The sequence below is a fragment of the Streptomyces sp. NPDC048057 genome (assembly GCF_040653095.1).
Lineage (GTDB): Bacteria > Actinomycetota > Actinomycetes > Streptomycetales > Streptomycetaceae > Streptomyces.
Map to the genome: position 1 here is coordinate 223,537 of NZ_JBEZNF010000008.1, position 23,078 is coordinate 246,614.

At 71.7% G+C, this 23,078-nt stretch carries 20 protein-coding genes; 11 read left to right on the plus strand and 9 right to left on the minus strand.

Going from position 1 to position 23,078, the window contains the following annotated elements; all coding sequences use genetic code 11:
* Window positions 1-10: 10 nt before the first annotated feature.
* Together AB0E05_RS11880 and AB0E05_RS11885 are read right to left on the minus strand one after the other, a co-directional pair.
* Window positions 11-265: a MoaD/ThiS family protein gene (locus AB0E05_RS11880; protein ID WP_361961966.1), complete on the minus strand. Its 255-nt coding sequence runs from the start codon at window positions 263-265 to the stop codon at window positions 11-13.
* Window positions 266-317: 52 nt separating this feature from the next.
* Window positions 318-1,172 carry an alpha/beta fold hydrolase gene (locus tag AB0E05_RS11885; protein ID WP_361961968.1) on the minus strand — a complete coding sequence of 285 codons (855 nt, stop codon included), beginning with the start codon at window positions 1,170-1,172 and terminating at the stop codon, window positions 318-320.
* A 307-nt stretch (window positions 1,173-1,479) separates the two neighbouring features.
* On the opposite strand from AB0E05_RS11885, the gene AB0E05_RS11890 reads away from it, so the two are divergent.
* The 5 genes from AB0E05_RS11890 (at window position 1,480) to AB0E05_RS11910 (ending at window position 7,143) form a co-directional block, all read left to right on the plus strand.
* Window positions 1,480-2,301: a response regulator transcription factor gene (locus AB0E05_RS11890; RefSeq protein ID WP_361961970.1), complete on the plus strand. Its 822-nt coding sequence runs from the start codon at window positions 1,480-1,482 to the stop codon at window positions 2,299-2,301.
* Window positions 2,302-2,401: 100 nt separating this feature from the next.
* The gene (locus AB0E05_RS11895; protein ID WP_361961972.1) at window positions 2,402-3,424 is read left to right on the plus strand and encodes a LacI family DNA-binding transcriptional regulator; all 1,023 of its coding nucleotides are present in this window, start codon (window positions 2,402-2,404) and stop codon (window positions 3,422-3,424) included.
* Between the two features lie 164 nt (window positions 3,425-3,588).
* Window positions 3,589-4,740 carry a trypsin-like peptidase domain-containing protein gene (locus AB0E05_RS11900; protein WP_361961974.1) on the plus strand — a complete coding sequence of 384 codons (1,152 nt, stop codon included), beginning with the start codon at window positions 3,589-3,591 and terminating at the stop codon, window positions 4,738-4,740.
* 112 nt (window positions 4,741-4,852) lie between these two features.
* Window positions 4,853-5,584 (plus strand): response regulator transcription factor, encoded by a 732-nt coding sequence (locus AB0E05_RS11905; RefSeq protein WP_361961976.1) that lies wholly within the window; start codon window positions 4,853-4,855, stop codon window positions 5,582-5,584.
* Window positions 5,585-5,736: 152 nt separating this feature from the next.
* A complete protein-coding gene (locus tag AB0E05_RS11910) occupies window positions 5,737-7,143 on the plus strand; it encodes a HAMP domain-containing sensor histidine kinase (protein ID WP_361962087.1) in 1,407 nt (468 codons plus the stop codon).
* A 95-nt stretch (window positions 7,144-7,238) separates the two neighbouring features.
* Here AB0E05_RS11910 and AB0E05_RS11915 read toward each other — a convergent pair whose 3' ends face one another.
* The gene (locus tag AB0E05_RS11915; protein WP_361961978.1) at window positions 7,239-9,128 is read right to left on the minus strand and encodes a bifunctional metallophosphatase/5'-nucleotidase; all 1,890 of its coding nucleotides are present in this window, start codon (window positions 9,126-9,128) and stop codon (window positions 7,239-7,241) included.
* A 177-nt stretch (window positions 9,129-9,305) separates the two neighbouring features.
* Between AB0E05_RS11915 and AB0E05_RS11920 the strand changes: the two genes are divergently transcribed.
* A complete protein-coding gene (locus AB0E05_RS11920; protein WP_361961980.1) occupies window positions 9,306-10,553 on the plus strand; it encodes a serine hydrolase domain-containing protein in 1,248 nt (415 codons plus the stop codon).
* A 77-nt stretch (window positions 10,554-10,630) separates the two neighbouring features.
* Here AB0E05_RS11920 and AB0E05_RS11925 read toward each other — a convergent pair whose 3' ends face one another.
* The 4 genes from AB0E05_RS11925 to AB0E05_RS11940 form a co-directional block, all read right to left on the minus strand.
* A complete protein-coding gene (locus AB0E05_RS11925; protein ID WP_361961982.1) occupies window positions 10,631-12,793 on the minus strand; it encodes an MMPL family transporter in 2,163 nt (720 codons plus the stop codon).
* Complete coding sequence (locus AB0E05_RS11930; protein WP_361961984.1) at window positions 12,790-13,035, minus strand: hypothetical protein; 246 nt, start codon at window positions 13,033-13,035, stop codon at window positions 12,790-12,792. The genes AB0E05_RS11925 and AB0E05_RS11930 overlap by 4 nt, the downstream gene beginning before the upstream one ends.
* A 210-nt stretch (window positions 13,036-13,245) precedes the next feature.
* Entirely contained in the window at window positions 13,246-13,914 is a 669-nt protein-coding gene (locus tag AB0E05_RS11935; RefSeq protein ID WP_361961986.1) for a response regulator transcription factor, read from the minus strand.
* Window positions 13,915-13,944: 30 nt separating this feature from the next.
* Window positions 13,945-15,123, minus strand: coding sequence for a sensor histidine kinase (locus tag AB0E05_RS11940; RefSeq protein ID WP_361961988.1), 1,179 nt, complete (start codon window positions 15,121-15,123; stop codon window positions 13,945-13,947).
* A gap of 177 nt (window positions 15,124-15,300) precedes the next feature.
* On the opposite strand from AB0E05_RS11940, the gene AB0E05_RS11945 reads away from it, so the two are divergent.
* The gene (locus tag AB0E05_RS11945) at window positions 15,301-15,729 is read left to right on the plus strand and encodes a hypothetical protein (RefSeq protein ID WP_361961990.1); all 429 of its coding nucleotides are present in this window, start codon (window positions 15,301-15,303) and stop codon (window positions 15,727-15,729) included.
* 85 nt (window positions 15,730-15,814) lie between these two features.
* Here the strand turns inward: AB0E05_RS11945 and AB0E05_RS11950 are convergent, their stop codons facing one another.
* Both AB0E05_RS11950 and AB0E05_RS11955 read right to left on the minus strand, forming a co-directional pair.
* Window positions 15,815-16,333 carry a hypothetical protein gene (locus tag AB0E05_RS11950; RefSeq protein WP_361961992.1) on the minus strand — a complete coding sequence of 173 codons (519 nt, stop codon included), beginning with the start codon at window positions 16,331-16,333 and terminating at the stop codon, window positions 15,815-15,817.
* 354 nt (window positions 16,334-16,687) lie between these two features.
* On the minus strand, window positions 16,688-17,674 hold the full coding sequence (locus tag AB0E05_RS11955) for an alpha/beta hydrolase (RefSeq protein ID WP_361961994.1): 987 nt from the start codon (window positions 17,672-17,674) through the stop codon (window positions 16,688-16,690).
* A 208-nt stretch (window positions 17,675-17,882) separates the two neighbouring features.
* Between AB0E05_RS11955 and mshD the strand changes: the two genes are divergently transcribed.
* The 4 genes from mshD (at window position 17,883) to AB0E05_RS11975 (ending at window position 23,001) form a co-directional block, all read left to right on the plus strand.
* The gene (mshD, locus tag AB0E05_RS11960; protein ID WP_361961996.1) at window positions 17,883-18,806 is read left to right on the plus strand and encodes a mycothiol synthase; all 924 of its coding nucleotides are present in this window, start codon (window positions 17,883-17,885) and stop codon (window positions 18,804-18,806) included.
* A gap of 307 nt (window positions 18,807-19,113) precedes the next feature.
* Window positions 19,114-21,342: an RNA degradosome polyphosphate kinase gene (locus AB0E05_RS11965; protein WP_361961998.1), complete on the plus strand. Its 2,229-nt coding sequence runs from the start codon at window positions 19,114-19,116 to the stop codon at window positions 21,340-21,342.
* Window positions 21,343-21,445: 103 nt separating this feature from the next.
* Window positions 21,446-22,567 carry a CHAD domain-containing protein gene (locus AB0E05_RS11970; protein ID WP_361962089.1) on the plus strand — a complete coding sequence of 374 codons (1,122 nt, stop codon included), beginning with the start codon at window positions 21,446-21,448 and terminating at the stop codon, window positions 22,565-22,567.
* Window positions 22,564-23,001: an NUDIX hydrolase gene (locus tag AB0E05_RS11975; RefSeq protein ID WP_361962000.1), complete on the plus strand. Its 438-nt coding sequence runs from the start codon at window positions 22,564-22,566 to the stop codon at window positions 22,999-23,001. The genes AB0E05_RS11970 and AB0E05_RS11975 overlap by 4 nt, the downstream gene beginning before the upstream one ends.
* The last annotated feature ends 77 nt before the right edge of the window (window positions 23,002-23,078 follow it).

Below are 23,078 nucleotides of genomic sequence, written 5' to 3' on the forward strand. Positions count from 1 at the left end.
GCTGTCCGGTTCACCCTCCTGCGAACGGCGGCAGCACCTCGACCGTGCCGCCCTCCGCAAGCCGTACGGTCTCATGGTCACGGGTCCCGACGGGAGCGCCGTCGACGAGGAAGGAGCACCGCTCCAGCACGCGCGTCAGCTCACCGGGGTGGCTCCGGCGCACCGCGGCGAGCGCCTCGGCGAGCGTGCCCGCCGCGTACTGCTCCTCCGCGACCCCGGCCGCCGCCTTGGCCGCGGCCCAGTAGCGGATCGTCCCCGCCGGCATCCGCCGCTCCCCTCGTGCTCCGTGTCGTACTCCGTGGTTCCGTCGGGGACCATCATGAGCCATCGGCGGCGGCCCGGGGGTCCGTGAGCCAGTCCGCCAGGCGGGCCAGGAGCGCCTCGTCGGCCGCGTTCTCCGCGTGCCCCATCCCCCGTTCCAGCCACAGCTCCGCAGGTCCGGCCGCGGCCAGCATGCGGGGGTGGTCGAGCGGGAAGTAGGGGTCGCGGTCGCCGTGCACGATCAGCAGCGGCGTCGGCGCGATCAGCGGCACCGCCTCGACCGGGGAGAGGGGGACGGGGTCCCAGCCCCGGTCGTCGATCCGGGTGCCCAGTCCGTAGCGTCCGACGGCCCGCCCGAGGCGGCGCGACACCACCCAGTGGACCCGGCGCATCGACGGCGTACCCCGGTAGTACCAGCGCGCGGGAGCACTCACGGCGGCCACGGCGTCCGAACGTGCCTCCGTGCGCCCCCCGCGCCCTGAGGCGTACAGGGCCGCATGGCGCAGTGCGATCGAGCCGCCCATCGAGAAGCCCACCGTGGCGACGCGTTCGTGCCCCAGCGCCCGGGCCCACTCGACCGCCGCCGCCAGGTCCAGCACCTCGCGGTCGCCGACCGTCGAACGCCCGCCGGACCGGCCGTGACCTCGGAAGGAGAAGCTGATGACGGCCGTGCGACGGGCCAGCACCGCCACCGCGCGGCGGACCGCCGGCCGGTCGACGGAGCCGGTGAAACCGTGCGCGAGGACCACGGCTCCCGCGCTCGGGGCGGCCGTCCCCGGTACGGCCGCACACGGTTGATAATTCGCCTCAATACGGACACCATCGGAAGTCCGGAGCCATGCGCGCCGGGCCGGGGACGTGATCCTGGATACGTCCACAGTGTGAAATTCACCCTCTGGCTCAGAACGCATGTGGGCTATTGTGCTGCGAAGAGGATCCGGGCGAAGCAGCCCCCGGGTCCTTTTGCGTTTCCGGCCCGTTGTTACAGGCACGTGAACGGAACGGACGCGCAAGCACGCAGCATTTCCGCATTCCGAGAACGAACGAACGAACCGAACGGAACCAACGAACCGGCCGGACGAACGGACCCGGAATGGCGAATGACCACAGGGCCGCAGCACCACCACGTCCTCGCAGGGACCGAGGAGGAACCGACGTCATGGGCGAGCGAACCGTGCACCACCGGCGAACAGCCAGGACGGGAGCAGGTGACCCCCGATGAGTTCACTGCTCCTGCTCACCAACGCCCTCCAGCCGTCCACCGAGGTGCTCCCCGCCCTCGGACTGCTGCTGCACAGCGTGCGCGTGGCCCCCGCCGAGGGCCCGGCGCTGGTGGACACCCCCGGCGCCGACGTGATCCTCGTCGACGGGCGCCGCGACCTGCCGCAGGTGCGGTCGCTGTGCCAGCTGCTGCGCTCCACCGGCCCGGGCTGTCCGCTGATCCTGGTGGTCACCGAGGGCGGCCTCGCGGCCGTCACCGCGGACTGGGGCGTCGACGACGTCCTGCTGGACACGGCGGGGCCGGCCGAGGTCGAGGCGCGGCTGCGGCTGGCGACCGGCCGGCAGCAGCTCGGCTCCGACGACTCCCCCATGGAGATCCGCAACGGCGACCTGTCGGTCGACGAGGCGACGTACAGCGCGAAGCTGAAGGGCCGGGTCCTCGACCTGACCTTCAAGGAGTTCGAGCTGCTGAAATACCTGGCGCAGCATCCCGGCCGGGTCTTCACCCGCGCCCAGCTCCTCCAAGAGGTGTGGGGGTACGACTACTTCGGCGGCACGCGGACGGTCGACGTCCACGTGCGGCGGCTGCGCGCCAAGCTGGGCCCGGAGCACGAGTCGCTGATCGGGACCGTACGGAACGTGGGATATCGCTTCGTCTCGCCGGAGAAGCCCGAGAAGCCGGAAAAGCTGGAGAAACTGGAGAAGCTGGACAGGTCGGAAAGGGCGGAGCGGTTCGACAAGCCGGGGAGCGCGGCGCGGGCAACGGGCGCGGCGGGCGCGTCCGGGACGGCGGTTCCGGGCGCGGGCGCCCGCGCGTAGGACCCGCGCCGGAAGGCGGTCGCGAGCCCCCTCTGTCCACCTGTTGGGATCCCTCGTACGACCTGCCCAGAGCGGGGTCACCACGCGTAGACTGCCGCGCGTGGCCAAGGTGACGCGGGACGACGTTGCGCGACTGGCGGGGACTTCCACCGCCGTCGTGAGCTATGTCATCAACAACGGACCCCGGCCGGTCGCCCCGGCGACGCGGGAGCGCGTGCTCGCCGCGATCAAGGAGTTGGGCTACCGGCCCGACCGGGTCGCCCAGGCGATGGCCTCCCGGCGCACCGACCTCATAGGGATGGTCGTTCCCGACGCCCGTCAGCCCTTCTTCGCGGAGATGGCGCACGCCGTGGAACAGGCCGCCGCCGAGCGCGGAAAGATGGTCCTCGTCGGGAACTCCGACTACCGGCGCGAGCGCGAGGTCCACTATCTGCGGGCCTTCCTCGGCATGCGGGTCTCCGGGCTGATCCTCGTCAGCCAGGGGCTGACCGAGAGCGCGGCGGCGGAGATCGAGGCGTGGGAGGCGCGGGTCGTGCTGCTGCACGAGCGGCCCGAGGCGATCGACGACGTGGCCGTGGTCACCGACGACATCGGCGGTGCCCAGCTCGCCACCCGCCATCTGCTGGAGCACGGACACGAGTACGTGGCGTGCCTCGGCGGACCGGACGACACCCCGGCCGTCGGCGACCCCGTCACCGACCACGTGGAGGGGTGGCGGCGGGCGATGCTGGAGTCCGGCAGGTCGGTCGAGGGCCGGCTCTTCCAGGCGCCGTTCAACCGCTACGACGCGTACCAGGTCGCGCTGAAGCTGCTGTCGGGGCCGGACCGCCCGCCGGCGGTCTTCTGCGCCACGGACGACCAGGCGATCGGGGTGCTGCGGGCGGCGCGGGAGCTGCGGATCGACGTGCCCGGGGAGCTGGCGGTCGCCGGCTTCGACGACGTCAAGGAAGCGCATCTGACCGATCCGCCGCTGACCACGGTCGCCTCCGACCGGCCTGCGATGGCGCGGGCGGCGGTGGACCTGGTGCTCGACGACAGCCTGCGGGTCGCGGGGTCGCGCCGCGAGCGGGTGCGGCAGTTCCCGTCGGGCCTGGTCATCCGTCGCTCGTGCGGGTGCGGCTGACGTACGTCGGGTAGGGCCCGGCCGCGCGGCGCTTTGCTCTACGCGACCCGGCTCTTTGCGGCCCGGATCTTTGCGGCCCGCTTTTACGCGGCCCGTACAGAACTCTGCGCGGCTTCTCAGTGCTGCCTCAGACTCCTCTCATCTGGCGCGGCGACAGTCGTTCCATGACGGACTTCTCGCGCAACCGCAACGACGCACAGCCGCAGCCGGGGCCCGGGCCCGAGGCCCAGCAGGAGTTCCCGCACGCACAGGCGCAGCCGCAGACGCCGACGTACGCACAGGGGTACGAGGCGACGGGGCACGACGCCTCGGGCCACGACACCACGGGTTACGACACCACGGGTTACGACGCGACCGAGCCGTACGCGCACCAGGCGCCGCCGCCTCCGCCGTCCCCGCCCGTCTGGCCCCCGGAGGCCGCTGCCTGGTCGGGCGGTGCCGCGCCGCGGGCGACCCGCACCAAGCGCCCGGTCGCGCTGCTCGTGGCCGTGGCGATCGCCGCCGCGGCCGTCGGCGGCGGTGCGTCCGCGCTGGTGGACCGGTTCACCGGCGACGGCGGCGGCACCGGTGCGAGCGCCGGCTCCGGCATCAGCGGCACGAACGTCTCCACCAGCAACAAGGGCACCGTGGCGGGCGTCGCGGAGGCCGTGTCCCCGAGCATCGTGGAGATCAAGGCGGCCGGCGGCAACGGCGCCAGCACCGGCTCCGGCGTGATCATCACGTCCAGCGGCGAGATCATCACCAACAACCACGTCGTGTCGGGCGCCGACACCGTGCAGGTGCGCCTCGACAACGGCAAGACGTACACCGCGGACGTCGTCGGCACCGCGCCCGACAAGGACCTCGCCCTGGTGAAGGTGCGCGGCGCGAGCGGCCTCAAGGCCGCCCCGCTCGGTGACTCCGGCAAGCTGAAGGTCGGCGAGGAGGTCGTGGCCATCGGCTCCCCCGAGGGGCTGACCGGCACGGTGACCAGCGGCATCGTCTCCGCGCTCGACCGGGACGTGACCGTCGCGACGGACCCGGGGCAGCGCCGGCCGGACACGGGGTGGCCCTTCGAGTACGGCGGCCGGCAGTTCAACGGCGACACCGGCGAGTCCACGACCACGTACCAGGCCATCCAGACGGACGCCTCCCTGAACCCGGGCAACTCCGGCGGCGCGCTGATCAACATGAACGGGGAGATCGTGGGGATCAACTCCGCCATGTACTCCCCGAGCGCGGCGAGCGGTTCGACGGCCGGCAGCGTCGGCCTCGGCTTCGCCATCCCCGTCGACACCGTGAAGGCCAGCCTCGATGCCCTCCGCGCCGGCAGCTAGGGGCTCGGTGGACGGACCCGCGAGCATGCACCCGGGCGGACCAGCGGACCACGCTTCGGCGCCCGCCGACGACGACCGGCCCGCCGGGGACGCGACGTGCGAGGCTGTCAGCATGACTGACGAGCGCATCCTGATCGTCGACGACGAGCCCGCCGTCCGGGAGGCCCTCCAGCGCAGCCTCGCCTTCGAGGGGTACGCGACGGAGGTCGCCGTCGACGGTCTCGACGCGCTCGACAAGATGGCGTCGTACCGTCCGGAACTGGTCGTCCTCGACATCCAGATGCCGCGGATGGACGGCCTCACCGCCGCCCGCCGCATCCGCGCCGGCGGCTCGACCGTGCCGATCCTGATGCTGACCGCCCGCGACACCGTCGGCGACCGGGTCACGGGCCTGGACGCGGGCGCCGACGACTACCTGGTCAAGCCGTTCGAGCTGGACGAGCTGTTCGCCCGGATCCGTGCGCTGTTGCGCCGCAGTTCGTACGCCGCCGCGCAGCTCGCGGAGGCGGTCGGGGACGCCGAGGACGCCGGCGACGTGCTCAGCTTCGGCGATCTGACGATGAACCTGAGCACCCGCGAGGTGCACCGCGGCAGCCGCGCCGTCGAGCTGACGCGCACCGAGTTCACCCTGCTGGAGCTGCTGTTGGCGCATCCGCGCCAGGTGCTCACCCGCGAGCAGATCCTCAAGTCGGTCTGGGGCTTCGACTTCGAGCCCAGTTCGAACTCCCTGGACGTGTACGTGATGTACCTGCGCCGCAAGACGGAGGCGGGCGGCGAGCCGCGCGTCGTCCACACGGTGCGCGGCGTCGGATACGTACTGCGCCAGGGCGGCGGTGAGGCGTGACGCAGGCCGGGGGCCCCAGCGGCCCGGCGCACGGACCTTCAGGCTTCGGCGGTACGGGACCGGGCGCGGGCGCGAGGGCCGCGGGTCCAGGCGGTACCGGGCCGGGCGGGCCGGGCGGTACGGGCGGTACGGGCGAGGGCCTGGGGTGGCGCCTGGTGCGCCGGTTCCGCCGGCTGCCGCTGCGCTCGCGCCTCGCGCTGCTGGTGGCGACCGCGGTGGCCGTCGCCGTCGCCGCCGTCGCGGTCGTCGCCTGGCTGCTGGTGCGGACCCAGCTCAACGACGAGCTGAACACCTCCCTGAAGAACGTCAGCGCGCCGACGCAGGTCGTCGTCGACGCCCTGAAGCAGTGCGACAACGGCACCCAGATCCACGTCACCGAGAAGCAGTCCTTCGCGTACACCCAGATCGTGGGGCCGGACGGCACGCGCTGCGTGGCCCGGTACAACGTCCCGGTGAAGGTCACGACGCTGGACGTCGCCGTCGCCAACGGCCAGCGGGAGAGCACGCTCCACGACAGCGTGACGGACAACGGCCAGCCCGTGCGGGTGCACACCATCCAGGAGGTCGTCCCGGGGAGCGGGCCGGTCGCGGTGTCGGTGTCCCGGCCCCTCGACGAGATCGAGACCTCGCTCAACCGTCTCGCGCTGCTGCTCACCGCACTCGCCGGGCTCGGCGTGCTCGGCGCCGGCGCGGCCGGGCTGTGGGTGGCCCGGGCGGGCCTCCAGCCCGTGGACCGACTGACGGAGGCCGTGGAACACGTGGCCCGCACGGAGGATCTGACCGTACGGATCCCGTCCGACGGGGACGACGAGATCGCCCGGCTCTCGCGCTCGTTCAACGCGATGACCGCGGCGCTCGCCTCCTCCCGCGACCGTCAGGCCCGGCTGATCGCGGACGCCGGCCACGAGCTGCGCACCCCGCTGACCTCGCTGCGCACCAACATCGACCTGCTCGTCCGCAGCGAACGCACCGGCCGGGCCATTCCGCCCGCCGACCGGCGCGCGCTGCTGGAGAGCGTACGGGCGCAGATGGTGGAGCTGGCTTCGCTGATCGGCGACCTCCAGGAGCTGTCCCGGCCGGACGCGGCGCAGGGCGGTCAGCAGTTGTCGATCGTCGGGCTGCACGAGGTCGCGGCGACGGCGCTGGGGCGCGCCCGGCTGCGGGGACCGGAGCTGACCTTCGTCGAGGAGCTGGCGCCCTGGTACGTACGGGCCGAACCGGCGGCGCTGGAGCGGGCCCTGGTGAACGTCATGGACAACGCGGTGAAGTTCTCCCCGCCGGGCGCCACGGTCGAGGTGCGGCTGCGGAACGGCGAACTGACGGTGCGCGACCACGGGCCCGGCATCCCCACCGAGGAACTGCCGCACGTCTTCGAACGGTTCTGGCGTTCGCCCTCGGCGCGGGCCCTGCCCGGCTCCGGGCTCGGGCTGTCGATCGTGGCGCGCACGGTCCAGCAGGCGGGCGGCCAGGTCCGGTTGGAGCCGGCGGCGGGCGGCGGCACGACGGCGGTGCTCACCCTCCCGGGCGCCACCACTCCCCCGCCGACGAGCCTTTCGTAGCGACGAGCCCTTCATGGCTCGGCCCGCCCGCGTCCGGGCCCGGTCGGATGCGCGACCAGGCCCGGACGGGTGATGCGGAAGCCGAACGGTCGGCGTCACTTCACCACGGTGATCCGGCCCAGCGCCGGCGGCGCCAACGGAGCCGTCGGGCTGGAGTGCGCCCCGAGGTAGGCGATCAGCACGTCCAGGTCGGACGCGCCGACGAGCTTGTTCTTGTGCTCCTTGAACACGGCGAAGCCGTCACCGCCGCCCGTCAGGAACTCGTTCATCGCCACCCGGTAGGTCTTCGCCGGGTCGATGGGCTGGCCGTCGAGCCGGATCGAGTCCACCACCACCCGGTCGGCGCCCGCCTTGGTCATGTCCAGGGTGTACGTGAAGCCCTTCGAGACCTGGAGGATCTTCGGGGACGCCTGGTTCGACCCGCTGACCTGCTGCTGGAGCGCGGTGACCAGCTGTGCTCCGGTGAGGTCGACCACGTTCATCATGTTGGTGAACGGCTGGACCGTGAACGCCTCGCCGTACGTCACCGTGCCCGGCGCCTCACTGCCGGACGGCGCGTGCACCAGGGGCGCACGGATGCCGCCCGGGTTCATCAGCGCGAGCTGCGCACCGCCCTTGTCGGCCGGAGCGAACGCCTCCAACTGCGCGTCCGCGATCAGGTTCCCCAGCGGCCGCTCCTCCACCAGCGGATTGTCGATGTCCGCGGAGACGTGTCCGACGGGCCGGTTGGCGATCGGCGCGGCGAGCGCGTTCCAACGGTCGATCAGCCGCGTCATGTCCGGCGCCTTCGGCACGTCACGCGTGACGACGTGGTTCGCAGCGGCCACCGAGGTGCGGACGATGTCCTTCGTGCGCCGGTCGTACGTCAGCGTCGTGTCCGTGTAGAGCCGGCCGGCCGAGGCCGCGGACGTCACCGTGCGCGGCTTGCCCGCGGGGTCGGGGATCGTGCACGCGTACGCCTGGTGCGTGTGGCCCGTGACCAGCGCGTCGACCTGCGGGCTGACCTTCTTGGCGATGTCCACGATCGGCCCGGAGATCCCGTCGCCGGGGCCGGGGCTGTCGCAGTTGTAGTTGTACGAGGAGGAGGCCGGGGCCCCGCCCTCGTGCAGCAGCGCGACGATGGACTTGACGCCCTTGCGCTCCAGGACCTTGGCGTACTTGTTGATCGCCTCGATCTCGTCGCCGAACTTCAGGCCCTTGATGCCCTCGGCGTTCACGATGTCAGGCGTGCCCTCCAGGGTCACTCCGATGAAGCCGATGCGCACCCCGCCGCGCTCCCAGATGAAGTACGGGTCGAGCAGCGGCTTGCCGGACTTCTCGTGGGTCACGTTGGCGGTCAGATAGGGGAACTCCGCGCCCTTGAACTTCCTGCCCTGCTCGTAGCAGCCCTCGGTGGGGTGGCACCCGCCGTTCTGGATCCGGGCCAACTCGCGGGCGCCCTCGTCGAACTCGTGGTTGCCGACGGAGGAGACGTCGAGCTCCAGCTCGTTCAGCGCCTCGATGGACGGCTCGTCGTGGAAGAGGCCGGAGAGCATGGGCGTGGCGCCGATGAGGTCACCGGCCGCGGCGGTCACCGAGTAGCGCTTGCCCTTGCGGGCCTCACGCAGATGGGTCGCCAGGTACTCGGCGCCGCCCGCGTCGATGGTCTTGGTGCTGCCGTCGGGGTTGGTGTGGGTGACCCGGCCGCCCGAGCCGGACGGAGGCTGGAGATTGCCGTGGAAGTCGTTGAACGAGAGCAACTGGACGTCCACGGTGCGCCCGTGGCCGTGGCCCCGGTCGCCCTGGCTCCCCTTCTCCGCCTTGTCGCGCTCATGGGCGCCGGCGGTCCCTGCGGGCAGCGCGGCGAACAGCGCGCCGACGGTGGTGAGGCCGGCGACGGCAGCGAGGACCCGACGGTACTTGCGGTCCTTGCGGGGGCGCGTCGCTCTGTGGACGCGAGGGCCCTCGGGCCCCGGCGAACTCGTCGCGTGCGAGCTGGCTGACATCTCTCCCCTTGATCTTTCAACGAACGACGGTGGCTGCCCCGGCAGCCTAGGGTCAACGCGCGTAGCACGACAGGGGGGCACGGGTCACAACTCGGCCATCGACACCCCCCGGTCAACCGTCTCCATCGCTTCCGGGTCCCTTCCACCGATGGCCAGTCGGCAGCAAGGAGCGCAGGCATGACGGGACGACGACTGAGACGTACGGGCGCTGTGGGACTGATCGCGGGCGCGGTGGCCCTCACGGCCTTCACCGCCCCCACCGCCCAGGCCGACCCCACAACCCCCACCACCATCCGCACCGCCACCCATGCCGAGGCCGGCACCGCCGCAACCCCCGGCACCAGCACCGGCACGGCCTTGGGGTCCAACGGGCACCACCAGGCCACCCAACGGGCCCTGGAAGCCGTCGTCGCCGGCGGCATCCCCGGGGTGACGGCCACCGCCACGGACGGGCACGGCGTCTGGAAGGGCACCGCGGGCGTCGGCAACCTCAAGACGGGCACCCCCCGCGGCGCCGACGACCGCTTCCGCATCGCCAGCATCACCAAAACCTTCGTCGCCACCGTCCTGCTCCAACTGGAAGCCGAAGGGGCACTCGACCTCGACGACACCGTGGAGAAGTGGCTCCCCGGCCTCGTCCGCGGCAACGGCCACGACGGCCGCACCATCACCGTCCGCCAACTCCTCAACCACACCAGCGGCGTCTACGACTTCCTCGACGACACCACGTACCGGAACACCTACGTCCTGGCGCCGGGATTCCTGGCCCACCGCTTCGACGACCGCACACCACAGGCCGCCGTACGCGTCGCGATGCGGCACGCACCCGTCTTCTCCCCGCCCGGCAGCAAGCACTCCTACTCGAACACCAACTACGTCCTGGCCGGCCTGATCATCGAGAAGGTCAGCGGGAACACCTACGAACACGAGGTGCGCCAGCGCATCATCAAACCGCTGGGCCTGCGCTCCACCACGATGCCCGGCAACAACAGCCACATGCCCCGCCCCAGCAGCCGCGCGTACTCCCGGCTGTCGGCGGACCCCGCGGCGACCAAGACCTACGACGTCACCCTCCAGAACGCGTCCCAGACCTGGGCCGAAGGCGACATCATCTCCAGCGCCGCCGACCTGAACCGCTTCTTCAGCGCCCTGCTGCGCGGCAAGGTCCTGCCACCCCAGCAACTCCGGGCGATGAAGACCACCACCTCCGAGGGGTACGGCCTCGGCATCGAACGCTTCACCACCCGGTGCGGCACCGAACTGTGGGGCCACACCGGCGGCTGGATCGGCTCGCTCTCCGTCGCGGTGACCACCGAAGACGGCGGCCACTCCCTCGCTTACAACACCAACGGCGACTGGCTCCAGGACGGCCTGGGCCTCGTCCTCAACGCCCAGTACTGCGGCGAGGCCAAGCCCGCGCCCTGACCGGGGCCTCGGACGGACCACGGGGGAGCAGGGCCCCGGCCCGGCGGGACGCCCTCCCGCCGGGGGGCGGGGTCCGGTCACCCGGCGGCGGACCGCTCCAAGGCCACCTTGGGCAGCACCTTCGCGAGCGGCCCCGGCAACCACCACGCCCGCGCCCCCAACAGCTGCATCACGGCCGGCACGATCAGGCAGCGGATGACGACGGCGTCCAACAAGATGGCCACGGCCAGGCCGAGTCCGAACTGCTGGAGCATCCGGTCCGGGCTGAGGACGAACGCGGCGAACACCACGATCATGATGGCCGCAGCCGCCGTGATCACCTTGCCCGTGGCGGCCAGCCCCTCCCGCACCGCCTGCGAGGGATCCTTTGCGCTCTCCCACTCCTCCTGGATCCGGGATATGAGGAACACCTCGTAGTCCATCGACAGCCCGAAGACGATCGCGAAGATCATCACGGGGATGAACGCCTCGATGGGCCCGGGCTGCACACCGAACCAACCGTGCTGGAAGACCAGCGTGATCGCGCCCAGCGCGGCCGAGACGGAGAGCAGATTCAACAACGCGGCCTTCAACGGGATCAGCAGCGACCGGAACACCGCCATCAGCAGCAGCGTGGACAGCCCCACCACAATGGCGACGAACAACGGCATCCGGGAGGACACCGCGTCCGCGAAGTCCTGCGTCGCCGCGGTCGATCCCCCGACCAGATACTCCGCCCCCGTCTTCTCCGCGAGCGGCGGCAGCACGTCGTCACGCAGGGCATGGACCAGGTCGGTGGTCTTCGCGTCCTGTGGCGCGGTCGTCGGATAGGCGATCACCGTGGACACGGCGCCGTCCTTGGTGGGCAGCGGCGGCGTGACCGCCGCGATCCCGTCCGTACGCTCCAGGGCGGACCGCATCTCCTCCGCCGCCGCCCGGTCGCCCTGGCTGACAACGACCAGCGGGCCGCTGAACCCGGGGCCGAAGCCCTCCGCCAGCAGGTCGTACGCCTTCCGCGTGGTCGTCGAGGGTGCGTCGTTGCCTGCGTCGGCGAACCCCAGCCGCAGCCCCAACGCGGGGGCGGACAGCGCCAGCAGCGCCACCACGGCCGCCAGCAGCGCGGGCAGCGGCCTGCGCTGGACGGCGCCGGAGAGCGCCCGCCAACGACGCCCCTCCTCACGCCCCTTGGCCTGTGCCTTGGTCGCCCGCTTCAGCACCGTCTTCTGGATCCGGGTCCCCAACACGGCCAGCAGCGCGGGCAGCAGCGTCAGCGAGGCGACCATGGTGACGAGCACGGTGAGGGCCACCGCCAGCGCCACGCCCTGGAGCGATCCCAGGCCCAGGACCACAAGTCCCAGCAGCGCGATGATGACCGTGCAGCCGGCGAAGAAGACCGTGCGCCCCGCGATGGCGAGCGCGGTCGCCACGGCGCTCTCCCGATCGCTGCCGCCGGTCAACTCGTGGCGATAGCGGTAGAAGATCAACAGGGCGTAGTCCACCCCCACCCCGAGGCCGACCAGCATCATGATCGGCGGGGTGAAGTCCGCGACGGTGAAGACCCGCGACGCCAGGGTGATCAGCCCGATCGCACCGCCCACGGCGAACAGCGCCGTCACCAGCGGCACGGCCGCCGCCAGCAGCGATCCGAACAGCAGCACCAGGATGACGAGAGCGGCCAGCATCCCGGCGCCCTCCGCACCGCCTCCCGACTCCTCCTCCGCCCCGCGCACCGCTTCTCCGCCGAGCTGCACCTCCAACTGGTCCGTCCCGGCCGCCTTCGCAACGTCGATGATGTCGGTGACGTCCTCCTTCGGCACCTCCTCCGCCTTGCCGTCGAGGGTGACCGTCGCATATCCGACGGTCCCGTCCTCGGAGAGGGCGGAGCGGTCCTCGTAGGGACTGCGGACGTCCGCCACTCCGGGAAGCTCCCTGACCTCCTGGAGCATCTTCTCGATGCCCTCGCGATCACCGGTCAGGCCCTGCTCGTCCTTGAAGACGATCTCCACGCTGCCGCCGGCCTGGAGCGATCCGTGCTTCTCCAACAGGTCCGTCGCGGCTTGCGATTCCGTACCGGGCAAGGAGAAGTCGTTCTGATAGCGGCTGCCGAGGGCCTGTGAGCCGACCGTGATCGCCGCGATGGCCACCACCCACAGCAACAGCGCGAGCCAGCGCCTGCGCTGCGACCAGGTGGCGAGCCCCGCGAAGACGCCCGTGCCGAAACGGCCGCGACGCGCGGGCGAAGGGGAGGCGTGCTGCGTCATGACGGCCACCCGCCTTTCCCCCACCGGGAACCGACGAACGCACCCACGACCGCGAACACCGCGGGCGCGACGACGGACAGCAGGGCCGGTGCGAGGAAGCTCGCGCCGGAATCACGGCCGAAGAGGAAGTCGAGGAACGCCGCCGCGGTCTGCGCCAGGAGGAACCCTGCGGCGCCTCCTGCCAGCAGCCCGACGACGGCCCGGCCCGCCGTGCCGGGCGGGAAGTGCGTGTGTGTGCTCATGGGATTCAGCGTCGGGCGAAGGTATGCCCGAGGGCATCAGCCCGTGGCGGGCACCTGTCGTACATCGCCAGTTGCGGCCCGACGGCCCGGCATACACCCGCAGTTGCGGTTGCCCAAGTCCCGAGCACTCCAGGCCCCCCACCGACCCGTGCCCACCCCGCCGACGGCGCCGGTCAAGCGCCCACAGAAGCACGGAAGTGCACAACGGGCTCAGGTAGTCAGCCAGCCGGGCCTGATCATCCCCGACTCATAGGCAAGAATGACCAGTTGGACCCGGTCGCGGAGGCCCAGCTTGGTCATGATGTGACTGACGTGGGTCTTCGCGGTCGCAGGGCTGAGGACCAGCCGCTCGGCGATCTCGTCGTTCGTCAGCCCTTGGGCCGCCAACAACATGACCTCACACTCGCGTTCGGTGAGGGCCTTCAGTCGTGGATCGGGCTCGGGCGCCTTCACCCGGGCCGCGAACTCCTTTATCAACCGACGGGTGACGCCCGGACTCATCAGCGCGTCCCCTCGGGCCACCACCCGAATCGCCGTGAGCAGTTCCGTGGTCTCGGCGTCCTTCACGAGGAAGCCGCTCGCCCCGGCGCGGAGCGCGCTGTAGATGTAGTCGTCCGCGTCGAACGTGGTGAGGATGATGACCTTGACCTCGGCGAGCCGACTGTCCGCGGCGATGCGGCGGGACGCTTCCAGGCCGTCCACCTCGGGCATGCGGATGTCCATCAGGACGACGTCCGGGGCAAGTTGACGGCAGGCGGTCACCGCCTCGGCCCCGTCGCTGGCCTCACCGACGACCTCGATGTCGTCCTCGTCTTCCAGGATCGAGCGGAATCCGGCGCGCACCAGGCGCTGGTCATCGACGAGCAAGACTTTGATCACGGCGCAGGTCGCTCCCGTTCTCCCAGAGGGCTACGAGCGGCTCCGCTGGGAGCCGTGATCGGAACCGTAGGGCAGACTGGCCCGCACCGCGAAGCCCTGTGGATAAGTGCCCGCCGACAGCTCTCCCCCCAGCGCCCGAGCGCGTTCGCGCATGCCGGCAACCCCGCTGCCGACACCCTTGAAGCCGTGCGCCGCCGCGCCGCGACCATCGTCCGCGATCTCGATCGTCAACTCCTGCTCCCCGTACTCGACACTCACGGTGGCCTCCGTGACCCGCACCGCGTGCCGGGTGACGTTCGTCAGGGACTCCTGCACGATCCGGTACGCCGCGAGCTCGACCTCGGTCGGCAGCTCCCGCTGCTCGCCCCGGACCCGTTTCCGCACGTCGAGACCGGCCAACCGGGCGGCGTCCACGAGGTCGTCGATGCGGTCCAGGCCAGGGAGGGGCGCCGTCGGCTCCGCCTCGTCGCCCTGCCGCAGCACGCCCAGGGTGGTCCGCAGCTCGCGCAGCGCCTCCCGGCTGGAGTCCTTGATCGCAGTCAGGGCCTCCTCGGCCAGGACGGCGCCTGCCACCTGGTCCTTCGTCAATCGGCGCAGGGCGGCAGACGACTGCACGTGCACGAGGGAGATGTGGTGTCCGATGATGTCGTGCAACTCGCGGGCGATACGCATCCGCTCCTCGCCCGCCGCGCGCTGCTCCACCTCCCGCACGTACGCGAGGCGGCTGTGGCGTGCCCAGCCGAGCGCGACGACACCGATCAGCCAGCCGGTGAACATGAACAGCGCAACACCGTTGACGTCGCCGTTTCCCGCGAGGGTGCCGAATCCGGTGGAGACCAGCGCCAGCGAGGCGAGGCCGACCGCGGCCTGGAGGCGCCCGTCGGCGGCGATCTGGTACAGGGCCACCACGAACGCGATCAGCAGCGGTCCGTCGTAATCGCTCAGCAGATAGAACGCACCGGTGCCGACGAGGGCGACGCCGGCGACCGCGACCGGATGACGGTGTCGGAAGAACAGCGCGGCGCACACGACGGCGGACAGCAGCCAGCCGACGACGGTCAGCGGCCACGGCTCCAACCGCGCGCCCATGAGGGGTCTCAGCGCACCGATCGCCACCACCACGACGACCCCGACGCTGACCGCTACATCCGCGCGAAAGCTGCGTGACAACCGGCGACGCACTCGGGAGACAACAGCACCAGCAGGCATGCAGCCAGCGTAGGTCGAGCCCGCCACCTGCGCCTTCACCCCAGCGATGGCACTTTCCGCCGCCCTTCCGCAACCGCTGGGGTAGGGGCGACTGCCCCACCCGCAACTGGCGGAGTACGTGAGGTGTCAGCCGTGGGGGGACGCGGTGAGGGTCGGCCTAAGCCGATCCTGAAGCGCATGAACGCAACGCACTCCGATCTCCCGCTCACCCAGCGGCTGCGTGCTCTGCCCTGGCCGCTGATCGGCGTCCTCACGCTCGTCGCGCTCATCCGCCCGCTGTTCTCCACCGCGGGCCTGAGCGAGGCCCTGGGGAAGCCGGCCACACCGCTGGTCCTCACGGCCGCCATCTCCCTGGTGTGGATAGGGGCCGTCGCACTCCGCCCGGTGCACGACCCGCTGCTGACCCTGGTCGCCACGGGCGTGACATACGCCGTGGCGGCCGTGGTCCTCAGCGCCGTCCTCTCCCCCATCCTTTCGGGGCAGTTCGAAGGTCCCCTCACCCGTCCTTACGCCATCGTTCCGATGCTGCTCGTGAACGCACTCTGGGGCGCGATATGCGGTGCGCTCGCGATGGCCCTGCGACGCATGCGGAGTGTCGGCGCCTGATCAGTCCCCTGAATGAACTGCTCGGACGGGAGAAGAGATGTGGTGGATCACGCGGTTTCTCGCGCGCTGGCCGTTCCGTCGGCTTCTAGGGCCCGGATTCGACGGGGGTGACCTGCAAGGTGGCCATCAACTCGCCGGCGAGCTGGGCGACCTTCTCGGTCTGGGCCATGTTGCGCCAGGTGAAGGACGCGAGGACGATGCTCCTGACTCCCGGCGGGAGCACCGCGTAGGTGAGGGAGCCGGTGTCCTGGCGCCAGAGCCCGAGCAGTTGCTTGGTGCTGACCTGCGATCGAAGGCGTACCGCCGGTCCTGCGTCCAGGTCCGGGTAGGTCACTTCGGGCTCGCCCGTGGTGTCGCTGCCCACCCAGTCCAGCAGCAGCGAGCGGGCCTCGTCGAGATCGGGTCGCGGCGGACCCTGGCCGTCCCCGTCCACGTCGTCCAGATAGGAGTCGATGACGAAGTCGACAACTGCTTCACCGGTGCCCGAGTAGAAGACCGCGGCCATGATCGGTCCGTCCGCGTTGAGCGCGGTGGCCCGGTTGGCCACGTCCTCGAAGAGCGCCTTCTTCTCGATGGCCAGTCCACGGGGCCCGTAGCGTTCCACGGTCCTCGTGGCCAGTGCCTCCGCCTCGGATCTCGCTCCTGTGGCAAGCGTCAAGTCGACCCATCCGGGGCCGAGTTGGACACAGCACACAAGGTCTTCCACCGAGGGAGCTTCCTCGTCCTGTGCGGTCATCCCCTGTTCCTACCAGAGCGGACTCCGGACTGTCTGGGTTACGCAATTCCAGGGCCGTCGTCGAGAGGAAAGGACCTTCGGCCGGAGAGATCGGTGCTGAACTCTGCACCAACGGGAGCGAATGCGGCACGTTCAGCGGAACGGCGCGCGCAGGTGCGCACGCCGTTCCGCGATCGGCGTCGGGCCGTCCGCGCCGTCGTCGTAGCGGCGGCGGGTCGGTGGTCAGAGCCCGGTGAGCCACTCCAGGAGCAGGGTGTTGACCTCGTCGCTGGCCTCCTGCTGGATCCAGTGGCCGCGCCCCGGAATGATGTGCGAGCCGACCAGCCCGGGCAGGGTGGTGGGGAAGGCGGCGATCACCTCCGACAGCCAGCCGATGGACGCGTCCTCGGAGCCCCCGATGAAGAGGGAGGGCTGCGGCAGCGGAGCGCCGCGCCAGTCGGCGAACTCCTCCCAGTCCCGGTCCATGTTCCGGTAGCGGTTCAGCCCTCCGGTCAGCCCGGTCCGCTCGAACTCCCCCGCGTACACGTCCAAGACGTCGTCCGTCAGCCACGACGGACGTCGCCCCGTCGGGAAGCCGTCGGAGAGCTTCGCCCCCGGCTGCACGAAGTAGAAGGAGGACACGTCGTCGGAGACCATGGTGTCGGCCGAGAGCCCGGCGTAGAAGCCGGCGAGCCAGCCCCGCACGTCCGGTTCGGTCTCGGCCTCGGCGCGGCCCGGCTCCTGGAAGTAGGACACGTAGAACTCCCCGCCGCCCCCCATCTGCGCGAAGACCTCGGAGGGGCGGGGTCCGTTCCAGGGAGCGTAGGGCACACTCAGCAGGCCCACCGCGCGGAAGACCTCCGGGTGCAGCAGCGCCGAGTTGGCGGCGATGGTCGAACCCCAGTCGTGGCCCACGATCACCGCCGAGGACTCCCCGAGGCCTTCGACCACGGCGACGGCGTCCTCGACGAGTTCGTGCAACCGGTAGGCGCCGACCTCGGTCGGGTGGGACGAGCGGCCGTAGCCACGGACGTCCATCGCCACCGCGCGGTACCCGGCCGCGGCGAGCGCCGGCAGCTGGTGGCGCCACGAGTACCAGGACTCGGGGAAGCCGTGCACCAGCAGGACGAGCGGGCCCGAGCCCTGCTCGACGACATGGGTGCGACCTGCCGGGGACGTGACCAGACGGTGCGTCCCCCCGGTCGTGGATGCCACGGTGAGCTGCGCCATGAGTACTCCTCGGGTTCCGTGCACGAGTGCGGTGCCTGCGGCTCGATGATGCGACCGGCCTCCCGGGCGCGCGAGCCTCCTTTGCGAAATCGGCAAATCACCGCGCTGCCGTCGTGCGCACCGGGTGGCGACACCGGCGGACGCCCCGCCGGACCTGGGTGCACGCCTGTCCCACCGCCTGGCCACGCCCCCGCCGTAGGCTTCCACCATGACGACTGACGCAGTGATTCCGGAGCCCGGCCGGCAGATCGAGAGCCTCGACGCACTGGCTCCCGACCAGGCGGACGCCGTTCTCGCCGTGCTCGCCGAGGCCGCAGCCGCGGACGGGACGCAGGCCGTCTCCGAGCAGGGCCGGCTCCAGCTGCGCGGCGGAGCGCGCGAAGGCGTCCGGCACTTCCTGCTCACCGTCGGCGGGGAGCTGGTCGGCTATGCGCAGCTGGAGGACACCGACCCCGTCGAGGCCCCCGCGGCGGAGCTGGTCGTCCACCCCGGCCACCGCGGGCGCGGGCACGGCAGGGCGCTCGGCAGCGCGCTGCTCGCCGCGTCGGGCAAGCGGCTGCGGGTGTGGGCGCACGGTGGGAAGTCAGCCGCCCGGCACCTGGCGCAGGTCCTCGGGCTGACGCTGTTCCGGGAGTTGCGGCAGATGCGGCGTCCGCTGGCGCCGCTGGACATCCCCGAGCCCGTGTTCCCGCCCGGTGTCACCGTGCGCACCTTCGTTCCCGGGGAGGACGATGCCGCGTGGCTCGCGGTGAACGCCGCCGCGTTCGCCCACCACCCTGAGCAGGGGGCCCTCACGCAGCGGGACCTCGACGACCGCATGGCCGAGCCCTGGTTCGACCCCAAGGGGTTCTTCCTGGCCGAGCGCGAAGGCGTCGTCGTGGGTTTCCACTGGACGAAGGTGCACGCCACCGAGCAGTTGGGCGAGGTCTACGTCGTCGGAGTGCGCCCCGACGCACAGGGCGGCGGCCTGGGCAAGGCCCTCACCGCGATCGGGCTGCGCCACCTCGCCGCGCAGGGGCTGCCGACGGGGATGCTCTACGTCGACGCGGACAACACCGCCGCGGTCACCGTGTACGAGCGGCTGGGCTTCAAGACGCACGAGGTGGACCTGATGTACCGCACCGAGTCCTGACCCCGGGAGCCCGAGCCCCGGGACCTGTACCCCGGGACCCGGGCGCCCACGGACACCCGGCACCCGGCACCCGGCACCCGGCACCCGGGCAGGAGGGTGACAGGTCGGCGGTGGGGCCCCGCACGGTCCCGCCGTCGATTCCCGGACGTCATGTCGTCGTTACCGGCCATTCAGACTGCCCTGCGACGATCACTCAATGCAGTCAGCCGTACCCGATCCCGTATCGGGCTCAGGAGCGGATTCCGTACGAACCCTCGTACCCCGCTCCGACGCGCCCATCGCGCCCCAGACGCGGAAGAATGGGTTCATGAGTCAGCAGCCTGCCGAGGCATCGGTCCAGCACCCCCAGCCGTCCGTCGGTTCCATCGCGGCGCACCGGCCGCACACCGTGGCCGCCACGGTGTCCGATCTGGAGCCCGACCTCGACGCGGATCTCGACGGCTACGAGGAGGACCACGGCGGCAACGGCGCCGAACTCCCCCAGGGCCGTTTCCTGGACCGGGAGCGCAGTTGGCTCGCGTTCAACGAACGGGTGCTGGAGCTGGCCGAGGACCCGGCCACACCGCTACTCGAACGGGCTAACTTCCTGGCCATCTTCGCCTCGAACCTCGACGAGTTCTTCATGGTGCGCGTCGCCGGCCTCAAGCGCCGCATCGCCACCGGCGTCGCCACCCGCTCCGCCTCCGGCCTCCAGCCGCGCGAGGTGCTGGACCTGATCTGGACCCGTTCGCGCGAGCTCATGGCCCGGCACGCCGCCTGCTACCAGCAGGACGTCTCCCCCGCGCTCGCCGAAGAGGGCGTCCACCTCATCCGCTGGCCCGATCTGACCGAGAAGGAGCAGGCCCGCCTCTTCACCCTGTTCCGCCAGCAGATCTTCCCCGTGCTGACGCCGCTGGCCGTGGACCCGGCGCACCCCTTCCCGTACATCTCCGGCCTCTCCCTCAACCTCGCCGTGGTGGTGCGCAACCCGGTCAGCGGGCACCGCCACTTCGCCCGCGTCAAGGTGCCGCCGCTGCTCTCCCGCTTCCTCGAAGCCTCGCCGCAGCGCTACGTCCCCCTCGAAGACGTGATAGCGGCCCATCTGGAGGAGCTGTTCCCGGGGATGGAGGTGCTGGCGCACCACATGTTCCGGGTCACCAGGAACGAGGACCTGGAGGTCGAGGAGGACGACGCCGAGAACCTGCTCCAGGCGCTGGAGAAGGAGCTGATGCGGCGGCGCTTCGGGCCTCCGGTGCGACTGGAGGTCGAGGAGTCCATCGACCCGTACGTGCTCGACCTGCTGGTGCGCGAGCTGAAGATCACGGACGCCGAGGTCTATCCGCTCCCCGGCCCGCTGGACCTCACCGGTCTGTTCGGGATAGCGGCCCTGGACCGGCCGGAGCTGAAGTACCCCAAGTTCATCGCGGGCACGCACCGTGACCTCGCCGAGGTCGAGTCGGCGTCCGCACCCGACATCTTCATGGCGCTGCGCGAGCGCGACGTGCTGCTGCACCACCCGTACGACAGCTTCTCCACCTCCGTGCAGGCGTTCCTGGAGCAGGCCGCCGCCGACCCGGACGTGCTCGCCATCAAGCAGACGCTGTACCGGACCTCCGGCGACTCGCCGATAGTGGACGCGCTGATCGACGCGGCCGAGTCGGGCAAGCAGGTGCTGGTCCTCGTCGAGATCAAGGCCCGCTTCGACGAGCAGGCCAACATCAAGTGGGCGCGGAAGCTGGAGGAGGCCGGCTGCCACGTCGTCTACGGACTCGTCGGCCTCAAGACCCACTGCAAGCTCTCGCTCGTGGTCCGTCAGGAGGGCGAGATCCTGCGGCGCTACTCGCACGTCGGCACCGGCAACTACCACCCCAAGACCGCGCGGCTCTACGAGGACCTGGGCCTGCTCACCGCCGACCCGCAGGTGGGCGCGGACCTCTCCGACCTCTTCAACCGCCTCTCCGGCTACTCCCGCCGCGAGACCTACCGCCGGCTCCTGGTCGCCCCCAAGTCGCTGCGCGACGGGCTGGTCTCACGGATCAACAAGGAGGCCGCGCACCACCGCGCCGGACGGCCCGCGTACGTCCGCATCAAGGTCAACTCGATGGTCGACGAGGCGATCGTCGACGCCTGCTACCGCGCGGCGATGGCGGGCGTGCCGGTGGACATCTGGGTACGGGGCATCTGCGCACTGCGCCCCGGTGTGCCCGGTCTGTCAGAGAACATCCGGGTGCGTTCCGTCCTCGGGCGCTTCCTGGAGCACTCCCGGGTCTTCGCCTTCGGCAACGGCGGCGAGCCCGAGGTCTGGTTCGGCAGCGCCGACATGATGCACCGCAACCTCGACCGCCGCATCGAGGCGCTGGTCCGGGTCACCGACCCGGCGCACCGCGCGGCCCTGACCCGTCTGCTGGAGACGGGGATGTCCGACAGCACGTCGTCCTGGCACCTGGGCCCGGACGGCGCCTGGACCCGGCACTCGACGGACGCGGACGGGCGGCCGTTGCAGAACGTCCAGGAGATGCTCATCGACGCCCGGAGGCGCAGGCGTGCACAACCCTGAACTGTCGGCCCGCGGCGGTCCGGCGCGCACCACGACCACGGGACCCGTGACGACCACGGGTCCCGTCGCGAGCGCGACGCCGGAGCCGCCCGGGCCGGTGCCGGTGCCGGAGACGCAGGACCCGGCGGAGCCCCGGGACCCGACCGCGCCGAGCAGCACCGGCGAGGTGCTCGCGGTCTATCTGCACACCCGTGCCGGCGACTTCCTCCGCAGCCTGCGGCTGTACGAGGAGAGCGGCGCCGACACCGCGGCGGTCGCCGAAGCCGCGCGTTCGCTGCGGACGGCGTCCCGCCGCATCAGCGGCACGCTGCACACCTTCCGCCCCCTCCTCGACCCGACCTGGGCGGACGGGCTGCGCACCGAACTGGCGTGGCTGTCCACCACGCTCGCCCAGGAACACGCCTGCACGTCCCGGCTGACCCGCCTCCTCGACGCCCTCACCCGGCTGTCCGGCGCCGCCCCGGCCCCGCTCCCCGCCGCCCGCAACGAGGTCGCGCCCGACGACGAGCCGCCGGCCCACGGCGAACCCCCGGCGACCACGACCGCGGCCACGACCACGACCGCCACCGCGTCCCGCACCGGCGCCCTCACCGTCGGCGCCACCCGCGCCGGCGCCCTCCTGGAGCGCCAGTTGACGCTGGCCAGGACCCGCGCCCACTCCGCCGCCCTGCACGCCCTCGGCTCCGCCCGCTTCCACGCCGTCGCCGACGCCGTCGCCGTACTCGCCTCCGAACTCCCCCTCGGACCGGTCGCCACCGCCCGCGCCGAGGACTCCCTCTTCCCCGCCGCCGAGACGACCGAGCGCCGGCTCCTGGAGGCGGTGACCACGCTCCCCCTCAGCCGCGCCGGCCACCCGTACAACGCGGACGCGCTGGTGTACGGCCTGGCACCGGCGCCCGCCGGGGAGGCCCAGGACGCCCCCTGGCACCAGGTCCGCCGACTGCTCCGGCTGCACCGCTACGCGCTGGAGGTGCTGGTGCCGCTGCGCCCGAACCCCACCGCGGACGTCCTCGTCCGCGCCGGGCGGCTGCTCGACCGGCACCGCGACGCGGCGGAGGCGGCCGAAGCCGCCGCGGCGGCAGCGCGCACCCCGCGCATCTCCCCGGCCACGGCGTACGCCCTCGGGGTGCTCCACGCCGACCAGCGCCACGAGGTCGAAGCGGCGCGGTTCGCCTTCCAGCACGTCTGGCCGGGCACCGTCGCACTCCGGGCACGGCTCCCGTGACCGGAGCCGACGGCCCCGCCCGGAGCGCGCCGATCCTCGCCGCCGGCTGCGTGCTGTGGCGCCGCGCGCCCCGCGGCACCGCCCACGACCTGGAGGTCTGCGTCGTCCACCGCCCCAAGTACGACGACTGGTCGCACCCCAAGGGCAAGCTCAAGCGCGGTGAGTCCCCGCACGACGGCGCACGCCGGGAGGTCCTGGAGGAGACCGGGATGACGTGCGCACTCGGCCCCGCGCTGCCGACCGCGTACTACCCGGTCGAAGGACGCCCCAAAGAGGTGCGCTACTGGGCCGCCGAGGCGACGGGCGGCGCCTTCGCGCCCAACCGCGAGGTGGACCTGTTGGTCTGGCTCACCCCGGACGAGGCCCGGGCGCAGCTCACGCAGGAGCGGGACCGGGAACTGGTCACGGCCCTGCTGTGCGTCGTACACGCCTGACCGCAGGCCCTCCGCCGTACACGCCTGACCGCGCAGGCCCTCCCCCACCCGCGCACCGCGCCGTACCATCCCGCGCA

Bases quoted from the DNA above. Each gene is read 5' to 3' on its own strand.
- AB0E05_RS11880 (WP_361961966.1), bottom strand. From the start codon at position 265: ATGCCGGCGGGGACGATCCGCTACTGGGCCGCGGCCAAGGCGGCGGCC.
- AB0E05_RS11885 (WP_361961968.1), bottom strand. From the start codon at position 1,172: ATGCGTTCTGAGCCAGAGGGTGAATTTCACACTGTGGACGTATCCAGG.
- AB0E05_RS11890 (WP_361961970.1), top strand. From the start codon at position 1,480: ATGAGTTCACTGCTCCTGCTCACCAACGCCCTCCAGCCGTCCACCGAG.
- AB0E05_RS11900 (WP_361961974.1), top strand. From the start codon at position 3,589: ATGACGGACTTCTCGCGCAACCGCAACGACGCACAGCCGCAGCCGGGG.
- AB0E05_RS11905 (WP_361961976.1), top strand. From the start codon at position 4,853: ATGACTGACGAGCGCATCCTGATCGTCGACGACGAGCCCGCCGTCCGG.
- AB0E05_RS11915 (WP_361961978.1), bottom strand. From the start codon at position 9,128: ATGTCAGCCAGCTCGCACGCGACGAGTTCGCCGGGGCCCGAGGGCCCT.
- AB0E05_RS11920 (WP_361961980.1), top strand. From the start codon at position 9,306: ATGACGGGACGACGACTGAGACGTACGGGCGCTGTGGGACTGATCGCG.
- AB0E05_RS11925 (WP_361961982.1), bottom strand. From the start codon at position 12,793: ATGACGCAGCACGCCTCCCCTTCGCCCGCGCGTCGCGGCCGTTTCGGC.
- AB0E05_RS11930 (WP_361961984.1), bottom strand. From the start codon at position 13,035: ATGAGCACACACACGCACTTCCCGCCCGGCACGGCGGGCCGGGCCGTC.
- AB0E05_RS11940 (WP_361961988.1), bottom strand. From the start codon at position 15,123: ATGCCTGCTGGTGCTGTTGTCTCCCGAGTGCGTCGCCGGTTGTCACGC.
- AB0E05_RS11945 (WP_361961990.1), top strand. From the start codon at position 15,301: ATGAACGCAACGCACTCCGATCTCCCGCTCACCCAGCGGCTGCGTGCT.
- AB0E05_RS11955 (WP_361961994.1), bottom strand. From the start codon at position 17,674: ATGGCGCAGCTCACCGTGGCATCCACGACCGGGGGGACGCACCGTCTG.
- mshD (WP_361961996.1), top strand. From the start codon at position 17,883: ATGACGACTGACGCAGTGATTCCGGAGCCCGGCCGGCAGATCGAGAGC.
- AB0E05_RS11965 (WP_361961998.1), top strand. From the start codon at position 19,114: ATGAGTCAGCAGCCTGCCGAGGCATCGGTCCAGCACCCCCAGCCGTCC.